This window comes from Nitratireductor rhodophyticola (assembly GCF_019891355.1).
Taxonomy (GTDB): Bacteria; Pseudomonadota; Alphaproteobacteria; order Rhizobiales; family Rhizobiaceae; genus Nitratireductor; species Nitratireductor rhodophyticola.
Genome location: NZ_JAHSSF010000001.1, coordinates 437,268 through 461,846 on the forward strand (window position 1 = coordinate 437,268; position 24,579 = coordinate 461,846).

Genomic DNA, 24,579 nt, shown 5'->3' on the forward strand with positions numbered 1-24,579 from the left:
ACACTTCGCCGTCCTTGCCTCACCGAACAGGAACGTCATGCCTCCCAAGTCTGCCCCTTCTGACATTCTGCGTATTGCCACTGCACAGCTTAATCCAGTCGTTGGTGATGTTGCGGGAAATCTGGCGAAGGCGCGCGAGGCACGGGCGGACGCTGCGCGCCATGGGGCTGATCTCGTCCTGTTCACCGAGCTGTTCATTGCCGGGTATCCGCCGGAGGACCTCGTCCTCAAACCAGCGTTTGTGGAGGCCTGCGAGACGGCCGTCCAGGCACTTGCCGATGACACAAAGGATGGTGGTCCGGGCGTCATCATCGGTGTGCCGCTGAAGCGCAAGAGCGGTCTGCACAATGCGATCATGGTGCTTGATGGCGGCAAGGTGATCGCCGAGCGATACAAACTCGACCTGCCCAATTACGGGGAGTTTGACGAGAAACGTGTCTTTCAGCCAGGCCCGGATATGCCGGGGCCCGTGAATTTCCGCGGCATCCGAATAGGTATCCCGATTTGCGAGGATATCTGGGGTGAGCTCGATGTCTGCGAAACACTGGCCGAATCCGGTGCCGAGATTTTGCTGGTGCCGAACGGCTCACCTTATTATCGCGGCAAGGTCGAGGTGCGCCACCAGGTGGTCATCCGCCAGGTCATCGAAAGCGGCTTGCCGATCCTTTATGCCAATCAGCTTGGCGGGCAGGACGAACTCGTCTTCGATGGCGCTTCCTTTGCCATCCAGGCCGACAAATCGCTTGCATTCCAGATGAGCCAGTTTGAGGAGGCAGTCTCCGTCTCCGCCTGGAAGCGCGAGGGCGAGGGCTGGCGCTGCGACGATGGCCCCATGTCGAGGATCCCGGAGAAGGAAGAGGCCGATTATCGCGCCTGCATGCTGGGTCTGCGCGACTATGTGAACAAGAACGGCTTCAGGAATGTGGTTCTTGGTCTCTCGGGCGGCATCGACTCGGCGATTTGCGCTGCGCTCGCCGTCGATGCACTGGGCGAGGAGCGGGTGCGCTGCATCATGATGCCCTATCGCTACACCTCGAAGGATTCGTTGAAGGATGCCGAAGACTGCGCCCGTGCGCTCGGTTGTCGCTACGACATCGTGCCGATTTCGGAACCGGTCGAGGGATTTTCGAACGCGCTTGGCCAGCTTTTTGAAGGCACTGCGGAGGGGGTGACGGAGGAGAACCTGCAGAGCCGCACCCGTGGCACGATCCTCATGGCCGTTTCCAACAAGTTCGGTTCCATGGTTGTCACCACCGGCAACAAGTCGGAGATGTCGGTCGGTTACGCCACGCTCTATGGCGACATGAACGGTGGCTTCAATCCGATCAAGGATGTCTACAAGATGCAGGTCTATGCCCTGTCGTCCTGGCGCAACACGACCGTGCCACCCGGTGCGCTCGGACCCTCCGGCGAGGTCATCCCGCAAAACATCATCGACAAGGCGCCGTCGGCCGAGCTTCGTCCCGACCAGACAGATCAGGATTCACTGCCGCCCTATCCGGTGCTTGACGACATTCTGGAATGCCTGGTCGAAGGCGAGATGAGTGTCGACGCGATCGTTGCGCGGGGCCATGAGCGCGAGACGGTGCATCGCGTCGAGCACCTGCTCTATATTGCCGAATACAAGCGGCGGCAGGCCGCGCCCGGCGTGAAGATCACGAAGAAGAATTTCGGGCGGGACCGTCGTTATCCGATCACGAATAGATTCAGGGATCGCTCGTAACAAGCTGTTAGAGAACAGCTTTCAGGAGCCGGCAGGCTATTGCGCCTTCTGGCGCTCCAGATCTGCCCGGGTTGAATAGACCCGGTCGACAAGGCCCCAGTCGCAGGCTTCCTGCGCGGTCATGAAGAAGTCGCGGTCGAGCGTGCGTTCCACTTCTTCTTCGGTGCGCCCGCAATGTTCCGCATAGAGCCGGATCATCCGGCGCTTCAGCTTCAATATGTCTTCCGCGTGGCGCTGCACGTCGGATGCCTGACCGCGAAAGCCGCCGGAGGGCTGGTGCAGAACGACGCTGGCATTGGCAAGTGCCGCGCGCCGGCCTGGTTCCCCCGCCATCAGAAGGAACGATCCCATGGAACCGGCGGTACCCATACAGACAGTCGCCACCGGGCTGTTGATGAAGTTCATCGTGTCATAGATCGCGAAGCCGCTCGACACCACGCCGCCCGGCGAGTTGATGTAGAAGGAAATCTCGCGCTCGGGATTCTCCGATTCCAGGAACAGAAGCTGCGCGCAGATGAGTGCGGCCGAGTCATCATTCACTTCGCCATTGAGGAAGATGATCCGCTCTCGCAGAAGTCTCGAGTAGATGTCGAAGGAACGTTCGCCTCTCGGTGATTGCTCCACGACCATAGGGACGAGCGCCATCGTGTCGCGCATCGCGATCTCCTTTTTCTCAATGTCGGTTCTGGGTCGGTTCTGGGGCGGTTCTGGTGGATGTCAGGCAGCGCGTGCGGTCGGCGCGCCGTTGCTGTTTGCAGCCAGGCGTGGCATGGCGCAGTGGCTGTGGGTTAGACGAAACCACGTATTACCGTCGGGTGCCGGGCTGATCTCGAAGGTCACCAGCGTGTCTGGCACGTCGGTCTCCTCGTCACGCCAGGTATAGCGCACACGCGAACAGGGCGCGGTGTCGAGAATTTCATAAGCCGGTTCCCCGCCACCGTCACCGGGCTCACCAAGCCAGCCTGCCGCAAGTTCGGGAACGGTAAGTGCGCGCCAGACTTTTTCGGGCGGAGATTCCAGAAGGCACTCCAGAACAATGTTTTCGTTCGTGTTTTCAGTGTCGGCATCGCTCACTGGTCCATCTCCCTGAGCAGTGTTTTGAGCCTCTCGACCCGTTCGGGCCAGAAGCCGCGATAGCGTGTAAGCCAGTCGACCACCGGCGCCATTCCATCCGGCCTTATGCGGTAGCGCATCTGCCGTCCGGATTTCTCTTCCTCAATCAGGCCGGCGCCGCGCAGCACGGCGATATGCTGCGAGACCGCCGGCTGCGACATGGCCAGCCCCTCCCGCAGTTCGGTCGCATTTCGTTCGCCTCCGCTCAATCGTTCGAGCATCTGTCTGCGTGTCGGGTCGGCAAGGGCCTTGAAGATGTCCGCTTCGTTCATGTGAATAGATAAGTCGATTCTTATGTGTTTTGCAAGGGGCTGGTGTATCCAATCGCCGCAACGCGGCCATTGCGCTTTTTCCTCCTGCGTTTACGATGTCCGCATTTCGCTTCGCAGTGTTCCGACGCCGCATCCCGCCCGGCACCAGAGTTCCGCTCATGTCCTATCTGATCTTTCTTCGCGATAACGCGCGCTGGCTTGCGGGCGGGTTTCTTCTCACACTGTTTTCATCCTTCGGCCAGACCTTCTTCATTTCGCTGTCGGCTGGCGATATCCGCGCAGAATACGGTCTGTCGCACGGTGCCTTCGGCACGCTCTACATGCTGGCCACGCTCGCCAGCGCGTTTACCCTGCCGCGGCTCGGCCAGATCGTCGATCGCTATTCGGCGCGCAGGGTCGCCTTCATCATCATTCCGCTTTTGGCGCTCGCCTGTGTGTTGATGGCGCTTTCGCATTCGCTCGTGGTGCTTGTGGTGACGATCTACATGCTGCGACTGTTCGGGCAGGGGATGATGACGCACAACTCGCTGACCGCCATGGGGCGATGGTTCTCCGCGCAGCGCGGCCGGGCTGTTTCCGTCACAACGCTTGGTCACAATGTCGGCGAGGCGACCCTGCCGCTGGCCTTCGTCGCCATTGCCGCGCTGGTCGGCTGGCGCAATAGCTGGTTCATCGCTGCCGCACTTCTTCTCGTCTTTGCGTTGCCGGTCATCTCCGGCCTGATTGCGGTGGAACGTGCGCCACGCGCCGGCGATCCGGCAGCGCGCAGGAGCACGGTGCGTGACTGGACGCGTGGGGAAGTGCTGCGCGATCCCGTCTTCTATCTCCTGCTTCTCGGCGTCATGGCGCCGGGCTTCATCGGCACCACGATCTTCTTTCACCAGATCTATCTTGTGGAACTGCGCGGCTGGTCTCTGGAGGTGTTCGCCTCCTCCTTCACCTTCATGGCGTCCATGACGGTCGTCTTCGCACTGATCTCGGGCCAGTTGATCGATCGCTTCTCAGCCGTCGCGCTTCTGCCGGGCTTCCTTGTTCCACTCGGGGCGGCCTGCCTCATTCTCGCCGGTAGCGAAGCCCAGTGGAGCGCCTTTGCCTTCATGGGGCTGATGGGCGTTTCCTATGGCTTTTCCTCGACGCTTTTCGGCGCGCTCTGGCCAGAGGTTTACGGCATCAGACATTTGGGTTCCATTCGCGCACTGACCGTTGCAATCATGGTCTTTGCCACGGCCATGGGGCCGGGCATTACAGGCTTCCTGATCGACCGCGGCGTTAGCTATCCGCTGCAGATCGGGGTGATGGGCGTTTACTGCCTGGCGGCCTGCGTGATGCTCCTGTTTGTATCGCGCGGGCTGAATGCCCGTCTGCAACCTGCCTGAGGCCCGCGTTTTTCTTGCCAAGCGATGCGCTTTTGGATACGCCCGCACCCATGACAGTCACCGTTCGTTTCGCGCCGTCTCCGACCGGCCACATTCATATCGGCAACACGCGTACTGCGCTCTTCAACTGGCTTTATGCGAAGAAGCTGAATGGACGCTTCATCCTGCGCTTCGACGACACGGATGCAGAGCGCTCGCGTCAGGAATATGCCGATGGCATCGCCCGCGATCTGGCCTGGCTCGGCATCGAACCGGATCAGACGGTTGCCCAGTCGGGCCGGTTCGAGCACTATGGTGCCGCCGCTGAAAAGCTGAAGGCGGCCGGGCTTCTCTATCCCTGCTACGAGACGCCGGAAGAGCTTGAACGCCGCCGCAAGATACGCCTGTCGCGCCGTCTGCCGCCCGTCTATGGCCGCGAGGCATTGAAACTCACAGATGCGGAGAAGTCGGCGCTGGAAGCCGAGGGGCGCAGGCCGCACTGGCGTTTTCTTCTCCCGAATTTCGCCGACGATCCTTTCGTGACCAGTCGTACGGAGGTGCATTGGGACGATGTGGTGCGCGGACCTCAGACGGTCGACCTTGCCTCCATGTCGGACCCCGTTCTGATCCGTGCGGACGGCACGTATCTCTACACGCTGCCTTCCGTGGTTGACGATATCGACCTTGGCGTGACGCATGTCATCCGTGGTGACGATCACGTCACCAATACAGGCGCGCAGATCGCGCTCTTCAGAGCGCTTGGCGCCGAGCCGCCGGCTTTCGGCCATCACAACCTGCTGACAACCGTGTCAGGCGAGGGGCTTTCGAAGCGCACCGGCGCTCTCTCCGTTGCCAGCTTGCGTGATGCGGGCATCGAGCCGATGGCGGTTGCGTCGCTTGCGGTTCTCATCGGCACATCCGAAAACGTTACCGCAGCCTCCTCGATGGAGGAACTGGCGACGCTGTTCGATCCGACATCCACGTCGAAATCGGCGGCCAGGTTCGACCCGGCGGAGCTTTCAGGCCTCAGCCGGCATCTCATTCAGGTGATGCCGTTTGACGATGTACAAGACCGGCTCGCTGCCCTTGGCATTGCCGGCGATGATGCAGAAGCCTTCTGGCTTGCCGTGCGCGGCAATCTGGAGTCCGTCGCGGAAGCGGCAGACTGGTGGAGCATCGTTCGCGCGAAACCTGCTCAGGATGCTGTTCTTTCGGAGGAGGACCGCATCTTTGTTCACGAGGCGGGGAAGCTCCTGCCGCAGGAGCCATGGGACGCCGAAACCTGGCGCGTATGGACGGCGACCGTCAAGGCCGAGACGGGACGCAAGGGGCGCGGCCTTTTCATGCCGCTCCGCATCGCCCTTACGGGGCGGGAGCAGGGGCCGGAGCTCGCAGGTCTATTGCCTCTTCTGGGTCGGGAAGAAACGCTGGCCCGACTATCCTGACACGGCGCTGGGCAGCTTCGTCTTCAAGCACCTGTTCGACGGGAGCATCCTCTTCCACATGCACTGCTGCGGCGTTGTCCTGCGTCGGGTCTCGTCTGGGCGGTGTCGCGATATAGAAGCTTGCTGAAGTCTCGCCCGACATCTCTTTCGCTACCAACCGGGTTTCGGGTGCGGGAGCCGGTCCAGTGGGTACGGGAGTGCGTGCGTCGACAGCCCTTTCCCCGGCGATGATTGTGAAACGCCTGTCCTTTCGGCAGCTGCAGGTGTCGCGCGAAACGCCGGTTCGGCGGTAGCTGAACGCTTTGGGCAACGCGCGATACGGGGTGCCGTCGGCAACCGAAATCATGTCTTCGGCTTCTTCGTTCAGAACGTCATGCGCGTACAGCTCAACTTCGGAGCCGGGGCAGCGCGCCTCGCAGGTCTTTTGGTCTCTGGAAAACTTATCCTTCGCAACCGAAAACGAGATTGGAAAATAGTATCCATCGCATGCGCGCACGCACATGGTCTGATAGACAATTCCAGGACGGTTCGGCTTTTTGGTGCCACCGGATGAGGCTGCCCGTTTCTTTTCCTTTCTTTGCGTCTGCTGCGGGCTTTTTTTTGCGTAACAATTGTTGTCTTTCAACGCTGAGCGGAGGCGAGCGCGTTCTTTGCCTGAAACGCCACCATTTCGCCCTTGCTGACTACGCAGATTGGCGAGGTTCTTCGCCATGCGAGCTTCCGATCTTCTCAAGTCAGTGCACTGGCTGCCGCGGTTCTTGAAGATGCCGAGACCACACCGCGCCTTCCTCAGGCGTGAACGTACAATGCCGAGTTGGTGCTGCTGCTTCGCTATCGCGCGGTCGTAACCCCTGGCCTTTGCCGAAGATTGCGGCGAGGCGGCTGCAAGCTGCATTTCGAGATTTGTGCAGGTTCGCGATTTCGCATTGGCGTCGGCGACTGTTGCCGCCGCGCCCAGCGCGGCAGTGAGAGCCAGAAAAACAATACGCAATAAATACTTGCCACCCAGATGCATTCCGCGCCCCGCCTGCCCACACCGACTGACACGCGAACACGCTCGCTCCGGTCTCGCGCAAACCGTCAGCCAATTGGCGAAAGATAGGCCAATCAGGTTAAGTTACAGTTAGAAATGCAACCTTATCGCGTGTTTTTTATTTGATAGCAACCTTAATTTTCTTAGAAATTTCAGCTCGTCATAACGGCCTTGCTCTTTTGCAGGGCTTCGACGGCCGCGAGTGCGGTCATGTTCACGACGCCGCGCGAGGTGACAGAGGGTGTCAGAATGTGGGCGGGCATGGCCGTTCCGAGCAGGATCGGGCCGACATGCAGCGCATCGGTCATGATCTTCAATGTGGTCAGCGTTATGTTTGCTGCATCCAGACTTGGGAACACGAGAAGATTGGCTTCGCCGGAGAGCGATGCCTGTGGATACACCCGCTGACGCAGCACTTCCGAAAGCGCGGAATCGCCATGCATTTCACCGTCGGACACGAGATCGGGGGCAACACGTTTCAACATCGATGCTGCCTCGCGCATCTTGATCGAGCTCTCGGAATCGCGCGAGCCGAAGTTGGAGTGCGAGAGAAGCGCTGCTTTAGGCTCTATGCCGAAACGACGAATCTCCTCCGCCGCAAGGATCGTCGTTTCGACGATTTCCGAAGCGGAGGGACAAAGGGTGACATAGGTGTCCGTAAAGAAGGTTACACCGAACTGAGAGATAAGCATGGAGAGGGTGGAAAGATCGCAGACGCCTTCGCGCTTGCCGATGATCATGTCCACGTAGCGCAGGTGCTTCTCAAAGCGGCCTTCAAGCCCGCAGATCATGGCATCCGCCTCGTCGCGCATCATGGCGATGGCGGCAATCACGGTGGTGTTCGTGCGCACAAGGGTGCGCGCGGCTTCGGGCGTCACGCCGCGCCGACCGGCCAGTTGCACCAGAAGATCAACATAGTCGCGATAGCGCGGGTCGTCTTCCGGGTTGATGATGGAAAAATCCTCGCCGGGACGAATACGCAGGCCATAGCGCTTCAGGCGCGTTTCCACCACATGCGGACGACCGATGATGATGGGCTCGGCTATGCCTTCCTCGATCACGACCTGGGCTGCGCGCAGCACCCGTTCGTCCTCTCCGTCTGCATAGATCACACGCTTGGTGCCCGCGCCCTTGGCTGCCGAGAAGACGGGTTTCATCACCAGGCCGGAGCGGAACACGAAGCGGTTCAGCCGGTCGAGATACTGGTCCATGTCCTCGATGGGGCGCGCCGCGACACCGCTCTTCATGGCCGCTTCGGCAACAGCCGGTGCGATGCGCAGGATGAGACGCGGATCGAAGGGTGAGGGGATCAGAAAGTCCGGGCCGAAGATTGGTGTTTCGCCCGAATAGGCGCGTGCTGCGACATCGGATGGTTCTTCGCGGGCGAGGCCCGCGATTGCCTTGACGGCAGCGCGCTTCATCTCCTCGTTGATCGCGGTCGCACCCACGTCGAGCGCCCCGCGGAAGATGTAGGGGAAGCACAGAACGTTGTTCACCTGGTTCGGGAAGTCCGAGCGCCCGGTGCAGATCATGGCGTCAGGCCGCGCTTCGCGCGCCACGTCCGGCATGATTTCGGGTACAGGATTGGCGAGCGCCAAGATTAGCGGTTTTTCGGCCATGTCCGCCAGCATTTCCGGCTTCAGCACTCCAGCCGCCGAGAGCCCGAGGAACACATCCGCTCCGCCGATCACTTCGGCCAGCTTGCGGGCGTCCGTGTCTTTCACATACGGCGCTTTCCAGCGGTCCATCTCTTCCCTCCGGCCCTCATAGACGACGCCGTGTCTATCCGTAAGCCAGATGTTTTCGGTCTTCGCGCCGAGCGAAACGAGCAGGTTGAGGCAGGCAAGCGCGGCCGCTCCCGCGCCTGAAGAAACGATCTTTGCCGAGGCGATGTCCTTGCCGGCCAGTTCGAGGCCGTTCAGAACGGCCGCGGCCACAATGATGGCTGTGCCGTGCTGGTCGTCATGGAACACCGGAATGCCCATGCGGGCTTTCAACTGTTCCTCGACCTCGAAGCATTCTGGTGCCTTGATGTCCTCCAGATTGATGCCGCCGAAGGTCGGTTCGAGCGCCGCGACCGTTTCCACCATGCGGTCGATTTCCGGTGCGTCGATCTCGATGTCGAACACGTCGATGCCGGCAAATTTTTTGAACAGTACCGCCTTGCCCTCCATCACCGGCTTGGAAGCGAGCGGGCCGATATTGCCGAGCCCGAGCACGGCTGAACCATTGGAGACCACGGCCACTAGATTGGCCCGTGCCGTATAGTCCGCGGCACTTTTCGGATCGTCATGGATGGCCATGCAGGGGGCGGCGACGCCGGGCGAATAGGCAAGCGCCAGGTCACGCTGGTTGCCCAGTGGCTTGGTGGCCTGAATTTCCAGCTTTCCGGGAGTGGGATGGCGGTGAAAGAAGAGCGCGGCTTCATCGAATTCTGATCGTTGCGGCGTCTTTTTGCTGGATGACATCGGCGGCTCCACATCATGGCTCTGGCGGCGTGGCCGTTTGGCTTGCGGCACGGTGTTCGGGCGTCATCGGAACCTGAAAGGTCGCGGCGCTCAAACGGTATGAATCGTCTCATGTGCTTAGGCGCTCGACGGCGCTTTTTCCAGCGCTGAATGTCGAGAAGCAGTTTCATACGCCGGAATCGTGCTCGGCGCGGCGTTTTGCCGTTCTTCAACGCCATTTTTCCGTATCGAAACGGTAGTCGTCATATGTCTGTGACATGAATCGGGCCATAGAATGCGCGACTTAACAAGGCTCAGGCGGGACAATGACCGGCGCTGAACACCGCAAATTTCGCGCACTCTTCATCTCCGACATCCACCTCGGCTCGAAGCCGGCGAAGGCCGAGTTTCTGATCGATTTTCTGCGCTATCACGATGCGGAGCAGATTTATCTGGTCGGAGACATTGTCGACGGTTGGCGTCTCAAGCGCTCGTGGCACTGGCCGGCGGCGCACAACGATGTGGTGCAAAAGCTCCTGCGCAAGGCGCGCAAGGGAGCCGAGATCACCTACATCGCGGGCAACCACGATGAGTTTCTTCGCTCGTTTCAGGGCGTCCACTTCGGCGGCATCGTCGTTGCTGACCGCGTGATCCACGAGGCCGCAGACGGGCGCAGATTTCTTGTCATCCACGGCGATCAGTTCGACCAGGTCGTGCACAATGTACGCTGGCTTGCCTATCTGGGCGACAAGGCCTACGACCTCGCCATTGTCATCAACCGCGTCATCGCACGCGTGCGGCGGTTTCTTCGGCGTCCATATTGGTCGTTCTCTTCCTGGGCAAAGATCAAGGTCAAGAAGGCGGTCAAGTTCATAAGCTCGTTCCAGGACGTGCTTGCCCAGGAAGCCCAGCGCTCCGAGGTTGACGGCGTTATCTGCGGACACATCCATCATGCCGCGATGGAAGACATTCGCGGCATAAGCTACATGAACACGGGCGACTGGGTGGAAAGCTGCACGGCGCTTGCCGAGAATTTCGACGGCAGCTTCGAGATCATCACGTGGGCGCAGATTCTCGAGGTCGAGCCTGCGGCTGCGGCTTCGCAGGAGCGCGCCGTCGTTGCTGCATTTCAGGGAGACCGGATCAAGGCCGCCTGAGCGGCCCTGATTGCCAAAGCGCCTTCAGCCCCAGAGCTGCGGCGAAGGGGGCGAGACCAGTGAGCCGGAATAGCTCAGTCCGTGCGGACGGTCCTTCGCCAGAAGCAGCGGGCCGTCCAGGTCCACGAAATCGGCGCCCTGGGCGAGCAGCACCGCCGGTGCCATGGCGAGCGACGTGCCCACCATGCACCCCACCATCACGCCAAACCCCATTTCACGAGCGCGGTCGCGCAGTTCCAGCGCGGCGGTGAGACCGCCGGTCTTGTCGAGCTTGATGTTGACGAAATCGTAGAGCCCGGCAAGCTCGGAGAGGCTGTCGGCGGTGTGCACGCTCTCATCCGCGCAGATTGGCACCGGGTGCGGGATGTCGCGCAGAATCCCGTCCTTTCCGGCGGGTAGCGGCTGTTCGATCAGGGCAACGTGAAATTCTGCTGCCGCCAGCATGTTTTCGCGGATGTTTTCTTCGGTCCAGCCTTCATTGGCATCGACGATCAGGCGGCTGTCGGGAGCAGCACCCGCCACGGCATGAATGCGTGCCGCATCGTTTTCACCGCCGAGCTTCACCTTCAGGAGAGGGCGTGTTGCATGCGCGCGCGCCTGTGCTGCCATTTCCTCAGGTGCGGCGAGCGAAATCGTATAGGCCGTCTGCAACGGGCGTGGCGGGATGGCGCAGGCTGTCGCGGAAGCGCGCCGGCCCGAAAGCTTCGCTTCGAGATCCCAAAGAGCGCAATCGACGGCGTTGCGGGCAGCACCGGCTGGCATGGAGGTGACGAGATCGGCGCGGCTGATGCCGTTGGCAATGTCCTTGCGCGCCGCCTCAATTTGAGCGAGGACGCTGTCCTCTGATTCGCCGTAACGCGGGTAAGGCACGCATTCCCCCTGGCCGCGAACGCCGTTTTCGCTCACCGTGCAGGTGACGACTCGCGCCTCGGTGCGCGAGCCTCTGGAGATTGTGAAGACACCTGCAATGGGAAAACCTTCGGTGTTTGTGGCCAGTTCGCGTGTCATTTCCACCCTTTTTCTCGCAAAAATCACAATTATTAGAGGAACATGCCTTATATGGCCCTTCTGCGGACCGGCAACCGGTTCCCTTTGGACCTGCTCCGCACTAATGATGGTGCCATGTTGACCAATTCCGTTGACGACGCAAGCGACGCAGGGCGTCCAGCCGGCCAGAATGGCGAGCCCCGTCTTGAGACGGACGCGGAGGGCGGCGTGCTCTCCTGTCGCCTTTCGGGTGCCTGGAACACGCGGACAGTCGCCAGGGTCGATGCCAGCATGCGCAAGCTGGAGGCGCAGGACGGTCTGCAGCGCGTTTCCGTGGACCTGTCCGGCATCACCAGCCTCGATACGGCTGGCGCCTGGATCATCGAGCGCCTCGTCCATGCGCATCAGACGCGCGGTGCCGATGTGACCGTCACCGGCGAGAGCGAAGCTGCCAAGATACTCCTGCCTGCGGTGCGCGATGCGGTCGAGCAGGGCGGCGAGAGCAGGCCGCGCCAAAAGAGTTCGCTGCTTGTCAGCCTCTTGGAGCGGATCGGCCGCGCCATGTATGAGGCGCGGGACGATATCGTCTATGGTGCGCATATTCTTGGCGCTACCATCGGTGGCGCCCAGATGAAGCTTGGCCGCGCGCACGCGATCAACCCTGCCGCCATTGTCAACCAGATCGACCGGATGGGCGTGGGCGCAGTGCCGATCATCGTTCTGATGTCTGCCATCGTCGGCGCCATCATTGCCCAGCAGGGTGCCTTTCAGTTGCGCTATTTCGGTGCCGAGATCTTCGTTGTCGATCTTGTCGGAATCCTGATCCTGCGCGAGCTTGGCGTGTTGATGACGGCAATCATGATTGCCGGTCGCTCGGGCAGCGCCATCACCGCCGAAATCGGCTCCATGAAGATGCGCGAGGAAGTGGATGCGCTGACGGTCATCGGCCTCAACCCAGTCGGCGTTCTGGTCTTTCCGCGTCTGGTCGCCCTGATGGTCGGGGTGCCCTGTCTCACCATCGTTGCAAATTTCGCGGCCCTCGGCGGCGCGATGCTCATTGCCTGGCTTTATTCAGGCATCCCGCCCGAGGCCTTCATTGATCGCCTCAGGGATTCGATCGATCTTTCAACAATCTTTGCCGGTTTGATCAAGGCGCCCTTCATGGCGCTGATCGTCGGTATTATTGCCTCCATCGAGGGGATGAAGGTTGGAGGCAGTGCCGAGTCCCTCGGCGGTCACGTCACTGCGTCCGTGGTCAAGGCGATTTTCGTCGTGATCGTCGTTGATGGGATGTTCGCCATTTTCTACGCAGCAATCGATTTCTAGGTGGCGGCATGGTGTTGATCGAGGAACGGCAGGAAGGACGAGTGGCGCAGTCGCGGGATGTGGTTCTTTCCGTGCGCGACGTCACTGTCGGTTTCGGTGATACGCTGGTGCTCGACGGTCTTTCGCTCGACGTCTATCGGGGCGAAATTCTTGGCTTTGTCGGCGCGTCGGGAGCTGGAAAATCGGTTCTTTTGCGCACGATCCTCGGTCTCGTGCGAAAACGCTCGGGAACGATCCACCTGCTAGGACAGGACCTTGACGCTGCGACGGATGAGGAACGCCTGAGGGTCGATATGCACCAGGGGGTTCTGTTTCAGCACGGGGCGCTGTTTTCAGCGTTGACGGTGCTCGAGAACATCCAGGTGCCGATGCGTGAATATCTCGACCTGCCGCGCGCGCTGATGGATGAACTGGCCTATCTGAAGCTTGAGCTTGTCGGACTGCCACGCAATGCAGCAACGAAATACCCATCCGAACTCTCGGGCGGCATGATCAAGCGGGCTGCTCTTGCGCGCGCCCTCGCACTTGATCCGGATATCGTTTTTCTGGACGAGCCGACATCCGGCCTTGACCCGATCGGTGCGGCTGAGTTCGATGAGCTGGTCGGGAAACTGCGCGACACGATGGGGCTGACGGTCTATATGGTCACCCACGATCTCGACAGTCTCTTGACGGCATGCGACCGCATCGCCGTTCTCGGTGGCAAACGTGTTCTCGTCGAAGGCACGGTCGAGGACATGCTGGCATGCGACGATCCTTGGGTGAAAGCCTATTTCAGGGGAAAGCGGGCCCGGCAGATCGACCGTTCCGCGAGAGGTTAGCAGGTTATCATGGAAACCAGAGCCAACTACGTTCTTGTCGGCTTCTTCACCGTTCTGGTCATCCTGGCTGCGTTCGGTTTCGTTTACTGGACCGCCAATATCGGTGACCGGGGCGAGACTGCGGTTCTGCGGTTTCGCATTCCCGGTTCCGCATCCGGCCTCTCGCGTGGCAGCGCAGTGCTCTTCAACGGCGTGAAGGTGGGGGATGTGCGCCGCGTCTATCTGGATCTTTCCAACCCGAGTGTCGCGATCGCCGACGCGGAAGTGGACCGCCTGACCCCGATCACGCAATCCACAAAGGCGGATGTCGGGCTTGCGGGCCTCACCGGAACGGCAAACATCGAGCTGACGGGCGGTGACCTCAACGAGCCCAATCTGTTCGACCTGGCCGAGGAGCGGGATACGGTCGCGGAAATACAGGCAAGCCCTTCGGCGGTGACCAATCTGCTGCAGACGGCCCAAAGCCTTCTGACGCGGGCTGATTCCGTTGTGTCCCAGCTTGAAGGGTTCACGAAAGACGCCCGGCAGCCGCTTACGGATACGGTCAAGAACGTCCAGCGCTTTTCCGAGGCACTGGAGCGCAATGCGTCCGGCATCGATACATTCCTCGCCAATGTGAGCTCGCTCTCGGAGACGATTTCAAAAGTGTCCGGGCAGCTCGACAGCACTCTGAAGGCCGCCGAGGAGCTGATTACGTCGGTCGACCGTGACAAGATTGCATCGATGGTCGGCAATTTCGATGAGTTTTCGGGGCGACTGGAGAAAGCGAGCCGCAACATCGACACGGTCATGACCAGTGTCGACGAGACCGTGCGTTCGATCGGCACTTTCTCGACCAATGCCAACCAGACACTCGCCAAGCTCGACGGCGTTCTTGATAGCGTCGATCCCGCTACGGTCAAATCCGCCGTCGGCAATTTCGAGCAGGCAAGCGCGACTGTGAACCGTGCTGCAAAAAGCATCGCCGATGTCAGCGAAACTGTGGACAAGCGCAAGGACGACATCGACCAGTTCATCACCAACGCGAGCGAACTTGCGAGCCAGCTGAACAAATCGTCGGTGCGGCTCGATTCCGTGCTTGCCAAGCTCGACGGCATGCTCGAATCCGGTGACGGCGACGGTCTGATGGCCGATGCACGCGAAACACTCAGGTCTTTCCGCAAAATGGCCGAAACGCTGACCGTCCGCGTTGATGCGATTTCGGGCAATCTGGAGCGGTTCTCGGGCGGCGGATTGCGTGAGGTCGAGTCACTGGTGCGCGACGCCCGCCGTTCGATCAACCGGATTGAGAGCGCGGTGACGGATTTCGAGCAGAACCCGCAACGCATCATCACTGGCGGTGAGGGGACGATTCGCCGTTATGACGGGCGGGTCCGACGTTGACATTCGTGCCACATCATCCCAAACAATTCGGGACAGGGTCTTTTGCTTTTTGAGAAGTTTCAGGGGCGAATCCCGCTGGATTCTCCGGCGTTTGGATTGAGGAGCGGTTTTTGAGGACGAGGGCGAGGATTTTCGCGCTGCTGGCGTTGGGGGGCGTTCTGGCCGGCTGTGCTGCCTTGCCAGGCGGCGGACCTGCACCTGTAGATGCTTTCGATCTCACCACGCCCCCCGTCTCGCAGGATGGACGCCGCGTCAGCCGGAAACAGATTCTTGTCACCGAGCCCACGGCCATCAAGATGCTCGACGGGCAGGACATTGTGGTCAAGACGTCGAGTGGCGCCATTCAGTATCTGGGTGGTGTCCGCTGGGCAGACCGGCTGCCGAGGATCGTTCAGACACGCATGGCCGATCTCTACCAGCGTTCGGGCCGCTTCGGCGGCGTCGGCATGCCGGGCGAGGGACTGGCGATCGACTACCAGATTCTGGCAGACCTGCGTGCTTTCAATGTGCGTGTCGACGGACAGGATCGCGCCGAGGTGGAGATTTTCGTTCGCATACTGAACGACCGAAATGGAACCGTGCGGGCTTCGCGCGTCTTCACCGCATCGACACCCGTAAACGGCAGCGGCGGGCAGGCGTTCGCCACGGCCCTTGACCGCGCCTTCGGCACAGCCATGGCGGATCTCGTGGACTGGACTGTCTCCAACAGCTGAAGCTTCAGAAGCGGTTGATCACGGTCGCGCCGACAGACTGGAACCGGTCCATCGCCATCAGCGCTTCAATCGATTCTTCAAGGCTGATCTGTTGTCCCACCAGCCGCTCAGGGGCGAGTTTGCCGGCCTGGATCATGGCCAGCATCGCGTCATAGCGATGTGCCTGCATGCCGTGACTCCCCAGAATCTCCAGTTCGTGGGCGATGACCCGCGCCATGGGAATCTGCGGCGTGCTGTGTTCAGCCAGCATCAGACCGATCTGCACATGCCTGCCACGCCGGCGCAGATTATGGATCGAGTTGAAGCAGGTTTCGGGATGGCCCAGCGCATCGAGGGAGAGATGGGCACCACCATTCGTGATGTCGAAGACCGCTTCGGCAACATTGGTCACCATTCCTGCGTTGACAGTTGCGGTTGCGCCGAGTTCGCGGGCGAGGGCCAGCTTGTCCTCTGCAATGTCCACTGCCACCACATTTGCACCCAGGGCGGAGGCTATCATGATGGCGGAAAGCCCGACGCCGCCGCAGCCGTGTACGCAGACCCATTGACCGGCAGAAACCCGGCCCTGATCCACAACCGCGCGAAACGATGTGGCGAAGCGGCAGCCGAGGCTGGCCGCAGTGACGAAATCCATGGTTTCAGGCAGTGCCACGAGATTGAGATCGGCCTGGTGGATTGCAACGAATTCGGCGAAGGAACCCCAGTGTGTGAAGCCCGGTTGAAACTGGTTGTGGCAAACCTGCTGCTGCCCGGCATGGCATTCGGGGCATGAACCGCAGCCTCCGACAAAGGGAACGGTAACGCGGTCGCCGACCTTCCAACGCTGAACGTCTTTGCCGACTGCCTCCACCGTACCGGCCAGTTCGTGGCCGGGAACATGTGGCAGTTCGATATCAGGGTCGTGCCCCATCCAGCCATGCCAGTCGCTTCGGCAAACGCCCGTGGCCTCAACCTTGATGACGACCCCGTGCGCGGCCGGTGAGGGATCGGGCAGCGTGGCGATCTGCGGCGCTTGTGCGAAGCGTTCAAAGAGCACGGCCTTCATTGACATCTCCAAGCCTGAAACGTGAGCGTGACATCCTATCGGAGTTCCGGTGCGTTTCGTTGTCAAAGGCTTTTTGTTGTTCCAGCAGGAGCCCTGCGCCCGAACAACGGTTTGCGGATTGCCATCCAAAAGGAAACGGGCCCGCGAGGGGCCCGTCCGGTTCGTTCAGCCTGTGCGCCGTATCGTGCTAGCGGAGACGGCCACTCGCGTGTGCCAGCATCGTGTAGACCTTGCCCGTGTCCGAGGTCAGATAGGTCTGGGTCATCATGTTGTCCCGATCCGAGCGCGACACGTCCCGCAGAAGTTTTTCGAAATCGCGGCAGTACAGATCGACCGCCGAATGGAACTCGGGATCGGAACGATACTTGTTCTGGATTTCGTCAAAAGTCTGCTGGCCCTTCAGCGTGTAGAGCCGGCGCGTGAAGACGTTGCGCTCCCCGCGGCGGTAGCGGTCCCACAGGTCGATCGATGCTTCATGGTCGATCGCACGGGCGATGTCCACCGAAAGCGAGTTCAGTGATTCCACGACATGCAGGGCTGAACGGTCTTCCTTCTGCACGGAAGGCGCCTGGCGTTCGCGCTCGCCGCGACCCTCTTCGTTTGAAGCACTGCGCAGGAGATCACGGATCCAGCCGCCGCCCGCTGCGGGCTGATTTGCCTGCTGGGGTGCGCGTGCGGTCTCGGCCGGTCGCGGTGAAGCCGGTGCGGGCTGGCGCGGTCGTTCGATCACCGGCTGCTGCGCGGCGGCAGGGGCCGGTTGGGATGCACGCGGCGCCGGTGTCGGTGCGGATTGGCGCAGCGGAGCCGGCTCGGCTGCGAGACGGCTTTCGCTTTGCTGGTCGAGCCCATGCATCCGGCCGGATTTCGACACGATGTCGGAAAGCTCCTTCAGCGCGTTCACCTGTTCGGTGATGGCGTTGCGCATCGCCGAAGTGGACTGCTTGGCCTCAGCCGGCAGTTCTGCGATGCCGCGCTTCACATCGCTGCGGGTCTGCTCCAGTTCGTTGCGAATTTCAGCGGCCGTGCGGCGGATTTCATCCGTGGCCCCGCTGAAGCGGCTGGTGGCCGCTTCAACGACTTCGGCAATCGACTGGCGGATGCCGTCGACCGATTGCTGCGTGCGGCCCTCGGCGGAGGTCAGTGTGCGCCCGACAAAATCTTCGAACGCATTCATCGTCCGCTCGATGTGCTCCGATTTTTCGGCCAGGCCGGAGGCGAGGGCTTCGAGCGCCTTCTGGCGGTCTTCGAGATTGCCACTCAAACCGGACTGCGCGCGTTCGAGCAGCTCGGATGCCGTTTCCAGCACTTTGCTGTGATCTTCAAAGCGGCTGGCGATGGCAGAAATCTCACGCAGCGTCCTGTCGGAGAAATCGGCCAGGCGGCCCGAGTTGGCATTGATGAGGCTTGCGGAATTGGAGAAGGTCTCCGCTGCCTTTTCCGCATTTTCGGCGAAGTTCGTGGCAGTGGAGCTGAGCCGCTCATCCACTTCGGAGAGATTCTTCGAGGCGGTGGAGATCAATGCCCCCAGACGCTGACCCGAAACGCCAAGCTTCTGCAGAAGCTCATCGATATGGCCGCTGAGGCTCGACTGCACGTGCTCGAAGGCCGAAAGCGCTTCATTCGTGCGGTTGGTGAGCGCGTTGAGGAGCGCTGCGTTCTCGGACTGCAGACGCTGCGTGGTTTCCGTCGTGATCGCTTCGATGCTTTCGCGCAGTTCTCCGCCACTGGCTGCGAAACGCTCCACGAGCGGCTTTGCCGTCTCGTCCAGAATACGCGACATCTCGGCGGTGCGCCCGGCGAGGATCGCATTGAGCTCACGGGTCCGCTCTTCCAGGTTTGAGACGGTCTCGTTCGTGCGCTTGCCAATGTGCTCGTCGACCGAAGCGAAGGTCTGGGCGATCGTATCGGCCGTGGAGACAAGGCGCGCCTGCGTTGTCGAGAGCTGCTGGTTGACATGCTGAGCGACCGATTCTGCGCTTTCGCGAAGGCGGGCGTCTGCATCGTTGATGCCGCCGGAAATCGTGCTCGCAATCATGCTGGCGCTGTTCGAGAGGCGTTCCTGCAGGCTGGAAAGGGATTCGCCCATGGCGCTGGCGCGTGCGTCCAGCTCGGCCGAAGTCTGATGCGTGCGGGCGATGATGCGCTGATCGAAATCCTCGAAGGTTTTCGACAGATCCTCGGTGCGGGCCGCCAGTTGCTCGGTGGTCTGGTCAACGCGGCTGACGAGCCTGCGGTCGGCTGCGTCGAAGGTGTCGGTAATCGCCCTTGTGTGCTGCGACAGCGTTTCGGCAGTCGATTCAAGGCGCGCTGCAATGCGGCCGTCAACTTCGGCAAATGTCTGTGCGAACACGCCGGCACGTTCGGTGAAGCGCGCGGAGGCGTCGTCGAAGGTGCGATCGATGTCCTCGATACGGGCGCCAAGGGTCGACGCGGTCTGTTCGGCACGCGCCGCGATGCGCTGGTCGGCGTCCTCGAAGACCTTGGAAGCTTCCTCGTTCAGCGTCGAGGTTGCCTCGATCACCTTATCGCGCAGAGCGCCGGCGACGACGATGGCACTGTTTTCGAGCGTGCTGCGCACATTCTCCACGCCGATGGAAAGCGCTTTTTCCATGGTCTGGGTGCGTTCTTCGATGATCCCCGTCTGCTTGGTGAAGATCTCATTGACGCGCAGGGCCTCGTCTTCGATCACCGCATTGAGGGCCGAGCGGTGCTCATCGATCTTGGCGATATTCGCGTCGAGCGCCTGACCAAAGCCGTCGCGTGTCCTGGCAAGCTGCTGAACCTGCTCTCCGATTCCGGCCTCGAAGGTTGCACGTGCCAGATCGAGCTTCTCCATATCCTCGGTGAGCGCACCGGAAAGCCGCTGGTGCGTTTCTTCAAAGGCCTGGATTTGACGCTGTGCAGCCTCACTCATGCGCGACTGGGTGGCGTCGATACGCTCAATGCCTTCATCGAAATGCGCGGCCATCTGCGACCAGTTCTGGTCGAGACGCTTGCCGAATTCGCCGGCGGTGTTCTCCAGCATGATGCTGGTCGATGCCACAAGGTCGGAAAGCTCGCTGCCGAGCGCAGACTTGCCTGCTTCGACGGCTGCCGAAACCTCGTCCTTGCCCTGTGCGAAGGTGTTGGCGATCTCCCGGGTGCGCTCGACGAGGGTTTCGTTGATGCTGCGCGCACGCGCTTCCAGGGCCGAATTGAGCTTCTGTGTGCCTGCGTCGAGCGCTTCGGCGCGGGTGGTGAACTCGGCAATGAGTGCCCGGCCACGTTCGGTGACGGCATTCTCGAGCTGGCCAAGATGGGTGTCGAATTCGCTCGACATGGAGTCGGTCGCCTCACCCAGCGAGGAGAGCAGCGCCGAGCTGCGGGTCTCGAACAGCGTGTTGAGCGACCGGGTCGTCTGGTCGGTACGCTCGGCAAGGGTTGCCATGCGTTCATCGAACAGATTGCCGAGCGTCTGCGCCGCGTCCTGGGTCTCCTTGGTGAGGGTGCCGAGGCGCGAATCGAGAACCTTCGTCAGGGTCTGTTCGGCATCTTGCGTATTCTGGCTGAACGTTGAGATACGCGAATCGAGGACGTTGCCAAGCTTGGTCGCGGCTTCTTCGGCGCCATCGGCCAGAGCCGAGACACGCGAATCGAGCAGGCCGCCGATCTTTTGCGTCGCCTCGTCGGTCCGCTCCGCCAGCGTCGCCATCCGCGTGTCGAACAGCGTGGCAAGGTTCTGTGTTGCATCCTCCGTGCCCCTGGTCAGGGACGCGATGCGTGTGTCGAGAAGGTTTGCGACAGCGTCACCGGAGGTGGTGATACGTTCCGAAAGGCTCTGGATGCGATCGTCGATGCCCTTGTGCAGAGTGCCGCCAGTGCCTTCGAGCTGCTTCAGCAGCGCCTCACTTGATGCGTTGACGGAGGCTGCGAGCTGCTTCGAAGCATCGGCGATGGTCGCGCGGATGCGCTCGCCTGCAGTGTCCAGCTCGTCCTTCAGAATTTCATGCGCGCCGGCGATGGATGCGCGTACGCGTTCAGCGTGGCCGACAATGCCTTCACGTTCCGAGCCAAGCCCGTCCACCAGGTGGCGAATGCGCGATTCGTTCTCCGAATAGGCGCGCTCCAGTTCACTCACCTCGGTGTGAACCAGGGATTCGAGCTCGACGGCGCGGGTGAGGGTGCGGTCCATGCCGTCACCCATGGCCTGCACTTCACGGCGCACGGCCTGACCAACGGTCATGATGCGCTCATGGGCGAGGTTTTCAGGCTCGGCAAGACGGAAAGCCGCTTCCGCCATCGATTGCGCGGCAAGCCGCATTTCCTGAGCGCGGCGCACCATGACGGCAAATCCCCAGAACAGGATCACCGGAACGACAATGCCGACGAGCAGTGCAATTGCGTGCGGCGCCGCCAGAAGGGCACCGGTCGAGCGAATCTGCCAGAGCTCGGAGCCGTAAAGCATCTGACCGAGAAGAATGCCGCCGCCGACCCAAAGGGCGGAGAGAGCTGCAACGAGCCAATAGGCCGTGTTGGGTGCGCGGCGGTCGAATTTGCGCATGACCGCGCTGAAATCACCAGCCCGGTCGTCATTGGCGGGGGCGAATGGCTGGGAAGCAGTGTTCTCGGGCGCCGGATCGACCGGTGTGAGGTTCTTGCGGTCGACAGGGGCGTCTTCGGTTTTTACGGGTTTGGAGGCGGTGGTGCCCGCTTTCTCTGGCGCAGCAACGCTGGAAGCCGGAGCGGCCGTCTTGGCGCTCGGGGCGTTTCCAGCCGTTTCCTTGGCGGACGGCGAGGTGTCTTTCTTCTCGCTCACGGTGACCTTGCCGTCTCCGTTCTGGTCGCGGTTTTCGCGCGCGAGTTCCTCGGCTGCTGCAGAAATCTGCGCTTCCAGGTCCTCCATGGAGGCGGCGATGTCCAGGTCGCCATTCTCCAGACCGTCTGCAAGCTCCAGATCGAGGGCATCCTCGAGTTCCTTCGCAAAATCGCGCTTGGGTTGATTTTTCTTTGCTACTGTACGCGCCATACCGCCAAACCTCAGCTACTCTCAGCCGGAGCCTCATACGCAAACTTGAGGAACCTCGTACTCCGACACTATGCCCAAAATGAGCCAATCGTATCGTAATGGGACAAGAGCCTGTTGAAAACACGCAATCGGTCCGATGTGTAAAAGTTTAAACATAAGGTTAACGACGTTTTTGATGAAAGCGTCGCTTTGAAGCGAAGCCGTTAACCCGTTGTCCATCCGGCATTAATAGTGTGTGAAGGGTGCCGTAGAGGAAGCCGGGGACCGATGCGTGGATCAAATCAGGCAGAGCTTTTTGAGGAGGAGTGCGTGTCCACTGGCCCGACACCGGTCGATCTAAAACACCTGTCGCGTCAGACCATGGGCGATCAGGCTCTGGCCCTTGAAGTCCTCGGCATGTTCCGCAGGCAGACGGAAGGGCTCGGTGAGCGCATCCGCACTACTGATCTTCAATCGAGGCGCGAGATGGCGCATGCGCTCGTCGGATCGGCACGAGGGGTCGGCGCGATGGAAATTGCCGCCTGTGCTGCTGGTATCGAAAAAGAGCCGGCAGACGAGGAGAGCATAATGCGCCTGGTAAGCCTGATCCACGAAGCCAATGAATTCATTTCTGAATTAAGCTGACGCAATGTCGCATCCCAGCATACGGATTGCCTTTCGTCTCCAAAAACCATAAGTGATGCGCGAAACTTGGAGCGCAACGGGCCTCGCCGAAGTTGCGCGCTCCATCTCCACGCACCCGCATCAAATCCAAAAAAACTGCCGAGTATCCGCATGCCGAAGATCACCTATATCGTTCCCGATGGCACGCGCTTTGAGGTGGATGCCGAAAACGGCTCCACGGTCATGGAGAACGCCATCCGCAATGCCGTGCCGGGCATTGAAGCCGAGTGTGGCGGTGCCTGTGCCTGTGCGACCTGCCATGTTTATGTGGACGAGCAGTGGTCCGATACGGTCGGCCAGCCTGAGGCGATGGAAGAAGACATGCTGGACTTCGCCTACGAGGTTCAGCCCACCTCGCGCCTGTCCTGCCAGATCATCGTGCGTGATGATCTCGATGGTCTGGTGGTGCGCATTCCCGAGCGGCAAGCCTGATCTGACGAGCTTGTGGTCAGGTGCGCACGCATGTGCGGTGAAGCGTTCTAACCGGGGTTTCGTCCCTTTTCGAGCTGTTCCAGCCGGTAGTTGAGCAGGCGCATCAGGCGCCACTCGAAATTGCCGCTTTCAATGCGGTCGAATTTTGCCTGCGCGGCATCGTGTTCTTCGAGTTTCTTCTGCGTCACCTGTTCGGCGCGCGCCTGAAGGGCTTCACAGGAAGAGCGCGGCGCAAGGTCGCCAATCTCGTTTTCGATGCTGCGCGCGTAGCGTTTGGCAATTCCCAGATGGCTTTCTTCATGACGCTTGATGTCTTTTGACAGCGTATCCCAGATGAGGGCGGTTTCCGGTCCGGCGCTCCTTCGGTTGCGCCAGCGGGGGAGGAAGACCCGCGCCTTGACCGAAACCCTGACGTCGGCGATGCGGCAGCGCCGGTTTTCTTCCTCGTAGGTTATCCTGGTCTTGAACTCCATGCGGGTCGCGCCGGGGTGTCTCTGCCCGGTGCTCTGCACATGCGGTCCACGCGAGCGGAGCTGTTCTTCAATTTCGCTCAGCGTCTTTCCGCCGATGGAGAAGTAGCTGTAGGTGCGTGAAATGTCGGCGCTCGCGGTGGGAAAGGTACCGAGTGCCAGCAGGGCGAGTGTCAGCGTGATGCGTCTCATGATGTCTCCGATCTTCACCCTGCGACGTCGGTTGCGCGATGACAAGCCCGGCACTTCCGGTTTCCGAGTCGGCCCGTCAAACACATTGCGGTTGATTTTGGCGGCAATGAGCCGCAAAAACGCCTGATTGCGATCCGGAGGCTACAAGCCCGATGACTTTTCCTGTCTGGAAACTTGCGCATGGGCGCGAACTCGTGCTCGGCGCGGACGCGATCATCATGGGCATACTGAACGTTACGCCGGACAGTTTTTCCGATGGCGGTGCCTTTGTCGGTATCGAATCCGCGCTCCGCCAGGCAGACAGACTGATCGGCGAGGGGGCGTGCATTGTCGATATCGGCGGCGAATCGACCCGCCCCGGCGGCGCGCCGGTATCCGCTGCCGAAGAGCAGGATCGGATACTGCCTGTGTTCGAGGCGCTCGCGGGGCGCGATGACGTTCTTCTTTCCGTCGACACCTACCGGGCCGTGACGGCACGGCTCGCCGTCGCTGCGGGAGCCCATATCGTCAACGATGTCTGGGGGCTTCAGCGCGAGCCGGGCATTGCAGAGGTCGCATCGCAAAGCGGGGCAGGGCTCGTCATCATGCACACCGGCCGCGAGCGCGAGAAGCTTTCCGATGTGATCGCCGATCAGTTCTCGTTTTTGCGCCGCTCGCTGGAAATCGCCCGCCATGCCGGCGTTCGGGACGAACAGGTCATGCTTGACCCGGGTTTCGGCTTTGCCAAGGACACGCAGGAGAACATCGAGATCATGGCTCGTTTCGAAGAACTGGCCGGCCTTGCATTCCCCCTGCTTGTCGGTACATCGCGCAAGCGCTTCGTGGGGGCGGTCACGGGCCGCGAGAGTGCAGAAGATCGGGATATGGGAACGGCCGCGACCAGTGCGCTGCTTAGAATGAAGGGCGCAGCCGTTTTTCGGGTGCACGATGTCGCAATCAACAGGGATTCGCTGAAGGTAGCAGATGCTATGCTTGCAGCGCAGAGATAGGCCGGTGA

20 protein-coding genes are annotated in these 24,579 nt (G+C 61.0%); 11 read left to right on the forward strand and 9 right to left on the reverse strand.

From position 1 onward, the window contains the following. Window positions 1-37: 37 nt before the first annotated feature. Window positions 38-1,723: an NAD+ synthase gene (locus tag KUG85_RS01990; RefSeq protein ID WP_223003974.1), complete on the forward strand. Its 1,686-nt coding sequence runs from the start codon at window positions 38-40 to the stop codon at window positions 1,721-1,723. A 36-nt stretch (window positions 1,724-1,759) separates the two neighbouring features. On the opposite strand, the gene KUG85_RS01995 is transcribed toward KUG85_RS01990, so the two are convergent. The 3 genes from KUG85_RS01995 to KUG85_RS02005 are packed head-to-tail and all read right to left on the reverse strand — an operon-like array spanning window position 1,760 to window position 3,108. Further along, window positions 1,760-2,380, reverse strand: a complete 621-nt coding sequence (locus tag KUG85_RS01995; RefSeq protein ID WP_007007113.1) for an ATP-dependent Clp protease proteolytic subunit — start codon at window positions 2,378-2,380, stop codon at window positions 1,760-1,762. 60 nt (window positions 2,381-2,440) lie between these two features. Further along, window positions 2,441-2,797, reverse strand: coding sequence for an SRPBCC family protein (locus KUG85_RS02000; RefSeq protein WP_223003975.1), 357 nt, complete (start codon window positions 2,795-2,797; stop codon window positions 2,441-2,443). Continuing rightward, complete coding sequence (locus KUG85_RS02005; protein ID WP_065815182.1) at window positions 2,794-3,108, reverse strand: ArsR/SmtB family transcription factor; 315 nt, start codon at window positions 3,106-3,108, stop codon at window positions 2,794-2,796. Before KUG85_RS02005 ends, KUG85_RS02000 begins: the two co-directional genes overlap by 4 nt. A gap of 158 nt (window positions 3,109-3,266) precedes the next feature. Between KUG85_RS02005 and KUG85_RS02010 the strand changes: the two genes are divergently transcribed. After that, window positions 3,267-4,484: an MFS transporter gene (locus tag KUG85_RS02010; protein ID WP_223004479.1), complete on the forward strand. Its 1,218-nt coding sequence runs from the start codon at window positions 3,267-3,269 to the stop codon at window positions 4,482-4,484. Window positions 4,485-4,534: 50 nt separating this feature from the next. Next, window positions 4,535-5,908: a glutamate--tRNA ligase gene (gltX, locus tag KUG85_RS02015; protein WP_223003976.1), complete on the forward strand. Its 1,374-nt coding sequence runs from the start codon at window positions 4,535-4,537 to the stop codon at window positions 5,906-5,908. On the opposite strand, the gene KUG85_RS02020 is transcribed toward gltX, so the two are convergent. Further along, window positions 5,826-6,923, reverse strand: coding sequence for a DUF2865 domain-containing protein (locus KUG85_RS02020; protein WP_223003977.1), 1,098 nt, complete (start codon window positions 6,921-6,923; stop codon window positions 5,826-5,828). The two genes, gltX and KUG85_RS02020, sit on opposite strands and share 83 nt — an antisense overlap. Before the next feature lie 170 nt (window positions 6,924-7,093). Continuing rightward, the gene (locus KUG85_RS02025) at window positions 7,094-9,409 is read right to left on the reverse strand and encodes an NADP-dependent malic enzyme (RefSeq protein WP_223003978.1); all 2,316 of its coding nucleotides are present in this window, start codon (window positions 9,407-9,409) and stop codon (window positions 7,094-7,096) included. A gap of 305 nt (window positions 9,410-9,714) precedes the next feature. Here KUG85_RS02025 and KUG85_RS02030 point away from each other — a divergent pair, with 305 nt between their 5' ends. Further along, window positions 9,715-10,545 carry a UDP-2,3-diacylglucosamine diphosphatase gene (locus KUG85_RS02030; protein WP_223003979.1) on the forward strand — a complete coding sequence of 277 codons (831 nt, stop codon included), beginning with the start codon at window positions 9,715-9,717 and terminating at the stop codon, window positions 10,543-10,545. 24 nt (window positions 10,546-10,569) lie between these two features. Here KUG85_RS02030 and dgcA read toward each other — a convergent pair whose 3' ends face one another. Continuing rightward, window positions 10,570-11,553: an N-acetyl-D-Glu racemase DgcA gene (dgcA, locus tag KUG85_RS02035; RefSeq protein WP_223003980.1), complete on the reverse strand. Its 984-nt coding sequence runs from the start codon at window positions 11,551-11,553 to the stop codon at window positions 10,570-10,572. A gap of 114 nt (window positions 11,554-11,667) precedes the next feature. Between dgcA and KUG85_RS02040 the strand changes: the two genes are divergently transcribed. From KUG85_RS02040 to KUG85_RS02055, 4 genes are all read left to right on the forward strand, one after another. Further along, window positions 11,668-12,858 carry an ABC transporter permease gene (locus KUG85_RS02040; protein ID WP_223003981.1) on the forward strand — a complete coding sequence of 397 codons (1,191 nt, stop codon included), beginning with the start codon at window positions 11,668-11,670 and terminating at the stop codon, window positions 12,856-12,858. 8 nt (window positions 12,859-12,866) lie between these two features. Beyond that, window positions 12,867-13,679 carry an ABC transporter ATP-binding protein gene (locus KUG85_RS02045; protein ID WP_065815187.1) on the forward strand — a complete coding sequence of 271 codons (813 nt, stop codon included), beginning with the start codon at window positions 12,867-12,869 and terminating at the stop codon, window positions 13,677-13,679. A gap of 9 nt (window positions 13,680-13,688) precedes the next feature. Continuing rightward, window positions 13,689-15,062 (forward strand): MlaD family protein, encoded by a 1,374-nt coding sequence (locus KUG85_RS02050; protein WP_065815188.1) that lies wholly within the window; start codon window positions 13,689-13,691, stop codon window positions 15,060-15,062. A gap of 110 nt (window positions 15,063-15,172) precedes the next feature. After that, window positions 15,173-15,775: an ABC-type transport auxiliary lipoprotein family protein gene (locus tag KUG85_RS02055; RefSeq protein ID WP_223003982.1), complete on the forward strand. Its 603-nt coding sequence runs from the start codon at window positions 15,173-15,175 to the stop codon at window positions 15,773-15,775. 4 nt (window positions 15,776-15,779) lie between these two features. Here the strand turns inward: KUG85_RS02055 and KUG85_RS02060 are convergent, their stop codons facing one another. Together KUG85_RS02060 and KUG85_RS02065 are read right to left on the reverse strand one after the other, a co-directional pair. Next, window positions 15,780-16,820 (reverse strand): zinc-dependent alcohol dehydrogenase family protein, encoded by a 1,041-nt coding sequence (locus KUG85_RS02060; RefSeq protein ID WP_223003983.1) that lies wholly within the window; start codon window positions 16,818-16,820, stop codon window positions 15,780-15,782. Window positions 16,821-17,007: 187 nt separating this feature from the next. Continuing rightward, a complete protein-coding gene (locus tag KUG85_RS02065) occupies window positions 17,008-21,825 on the reverse strand; it encodes an apolipoprotein A-IV repeat region-like domain-containing protein (protein WP_223003984.1) in 4,818 nt (1,605 codons plus the stop codon). A 309-nt stretch (window positions 21,826-22,134) separates the two neighbouring features. On the opposite strand from KUG85_RS02065, the gene KUG85_RS02070 reads away from it, so the two are divergent. After that, window positions 22,135-22,449 (forward strand): Hpt domain-containing protein, encoded by a 315-nt coding sequence (locus KUG85_RS02070; protein ID WP_255606226.1) that lies wholly within the window; start codon window positions 22,135-22,137, stop codon window positions 22,447-22,449. A 150-nt stretch (window positions 22,450-22,599) separates the two neighbouring features. Next, window positions 22,600-22,920, forward strand: a complete 321-nt coding sequence (locus KUG85_RS02075; RefSeq protein ID WP_065815193.1) for a 2Fe-2S iron-sulfur cluster-binding protein — start codon at window positions 22,600-22,602, stop codon at window positions 22,918-22,920. Between the two features lie 47 nt (window positions 22,921-22,967). Here the strand turns inward: KUG85_RS02075 and KUG85_RS02080 are convergent, their stop codons facing one another. Continuing rightward, the gene (locus KUG85_RS02080) at window positions 22,968-23,582 is read right to left on the reverse strand and encodes a DUF922 domain-containing Zn-dependent protease (RefSeq protein WP_065815396.1); all 615 of its coding nucleotides are present in this window, start codon (window positions 23,580-23,582) and stop codon (window positions 22,968-22,970) included. A gap of 152 nt (window positions 23,583-23,734) precedes the next feature. Between KUG85_RS02080 and folP the strand changes: the two genes are divergently transcribed. Then, complete coding sequence (gene folP / locus KUG85_RS02085; protein ID WP_223003986.1) at window positions 23,735-24,571, forward strand: dihydropteroate synthase; 837 nt, start codon at window positions 23,735-23,737, stop codon at window positions 24,569-24,571. Window positions 24,572-24,579 lie beyond the last annotated feature (8 nt).

Bases quoted from the DNA above. Each gene is read 5' to 3' on its own strand.
- KUG85_RS01990 (WP_223003974.1), top strand. From the start codon at position 38: ATGCCTCCCAAGTCTGCCCCTTCTGACATTCTGCGTATTGCCACTGCA.
- KUG85_RS01995 (WP_007007113.1), bottom strand. From the start codon at position 2,380: ATGCGCGACACGATGGCGCTCGTCCCTATGGTCGTGGAGCAATCACCG.
- KUG85_RS02005 (WP_065815182.1), bottom strand. From the start codon at position 3,108: ATGAACGAAGCGGACATCTTCAAGGCCCTTGCCGACCCGACACGCAGA.
- KUG85_RS02010 (WP_223004479.1), top strand. From the start codon at position 3,267: ATGTCCTATCTGATCTTTCTTCGCGATAACGCGCGCTGGCTTGCGGGC.
- gltX (WP_223003976.1), top strand. From the start codon at position 4,535: ATGACAGTCACCGTTCGTTTCGCGCCGTCTCCGACCGGCCACATTCAT.
- KUG85_RS02020 (WP_223003977.1), bottom strand. From the start codon at position 6,923: ATGCATCTGGGTGGCAAGTATTTATTGCGTATTGTTTTTCTGGCTCTC.
- KUG85_RS02025 (WP_223003978.1), bottom strand. From the start codon at position 9,409: ATGTCATCCAGCAAAAAGACGCCGCAACGATCAGAATTCGATGAAGCC.
- KUG85_RS02030 (WP_223003979.1), top strand. From the start codon at position 9,715: ATGACCGGCGCTGAACACCGCAAATTTCGCGCACTCTTCATCTCCGAC.
- dgcA (WP_223003980.1), bottom strand. From the start codon at position 11,553: ATGACACGCGAACTGGCCACAAACACCGAAGGTTTTCCCATTGCAGGT.
- KUG85_RS02040 (WP_223003981.1), top strand. From the start codon at position 11,668: ATGTTGACCAATTCCGTTGACGACGCAAGCGACGCAGGGCGTCCAGCC.
- KUG85_RS02045 (WP_065815187.1), top strand. From the start codon at position 12,867: ATGGTGTTGATCGAGGAACGGCAGGAAGGACGAGTGGCGCAGTCGCGG.
- KUG85_RS02050 (WP_065815188.1), top strand. From the start codon at position 13,689: ATGGAAACCAGAGCCAACTACGTTCTTGTCGGCTTCTTCACCGTTCTG.
- KUG85_RS02060 (WP_223003983.1), bottom strand. From the start codon at position 16,820: ATGAAGGCCGTGCTCTTTGAACGCTTCGCACAAGCGCCGCAGATCGCC.
- KUG85_RS02065 (WP_223003984.1), bottom strand. From the start codon at position 21,825: ATGGCGCGTACAGTAGCAAAGAAAAATCAACCCAAGCGCGATTTTGCG.
- KUG85_RS02075 (WP_065815193.1), top strand. From the start codon at position 22,600: ATGCCGAAGATCACCTATATCGTTCCCGATGGCACGCGCTTTGAGGTG.
- KUG85_RS02080 (WP_065815396.1), bottom strand. From the start codon at position 23,582: ATGAGACGCATCACGCTGACACTCGCCCTGCTGGCACTCGGTACCTTT.
- folP (WP_223003986.1), top strand. From the start codon at position 23,735: ATGACTTTTCCTGTCTGGAAACTTGCGCATGGGCGCGAACTCGTGCTC.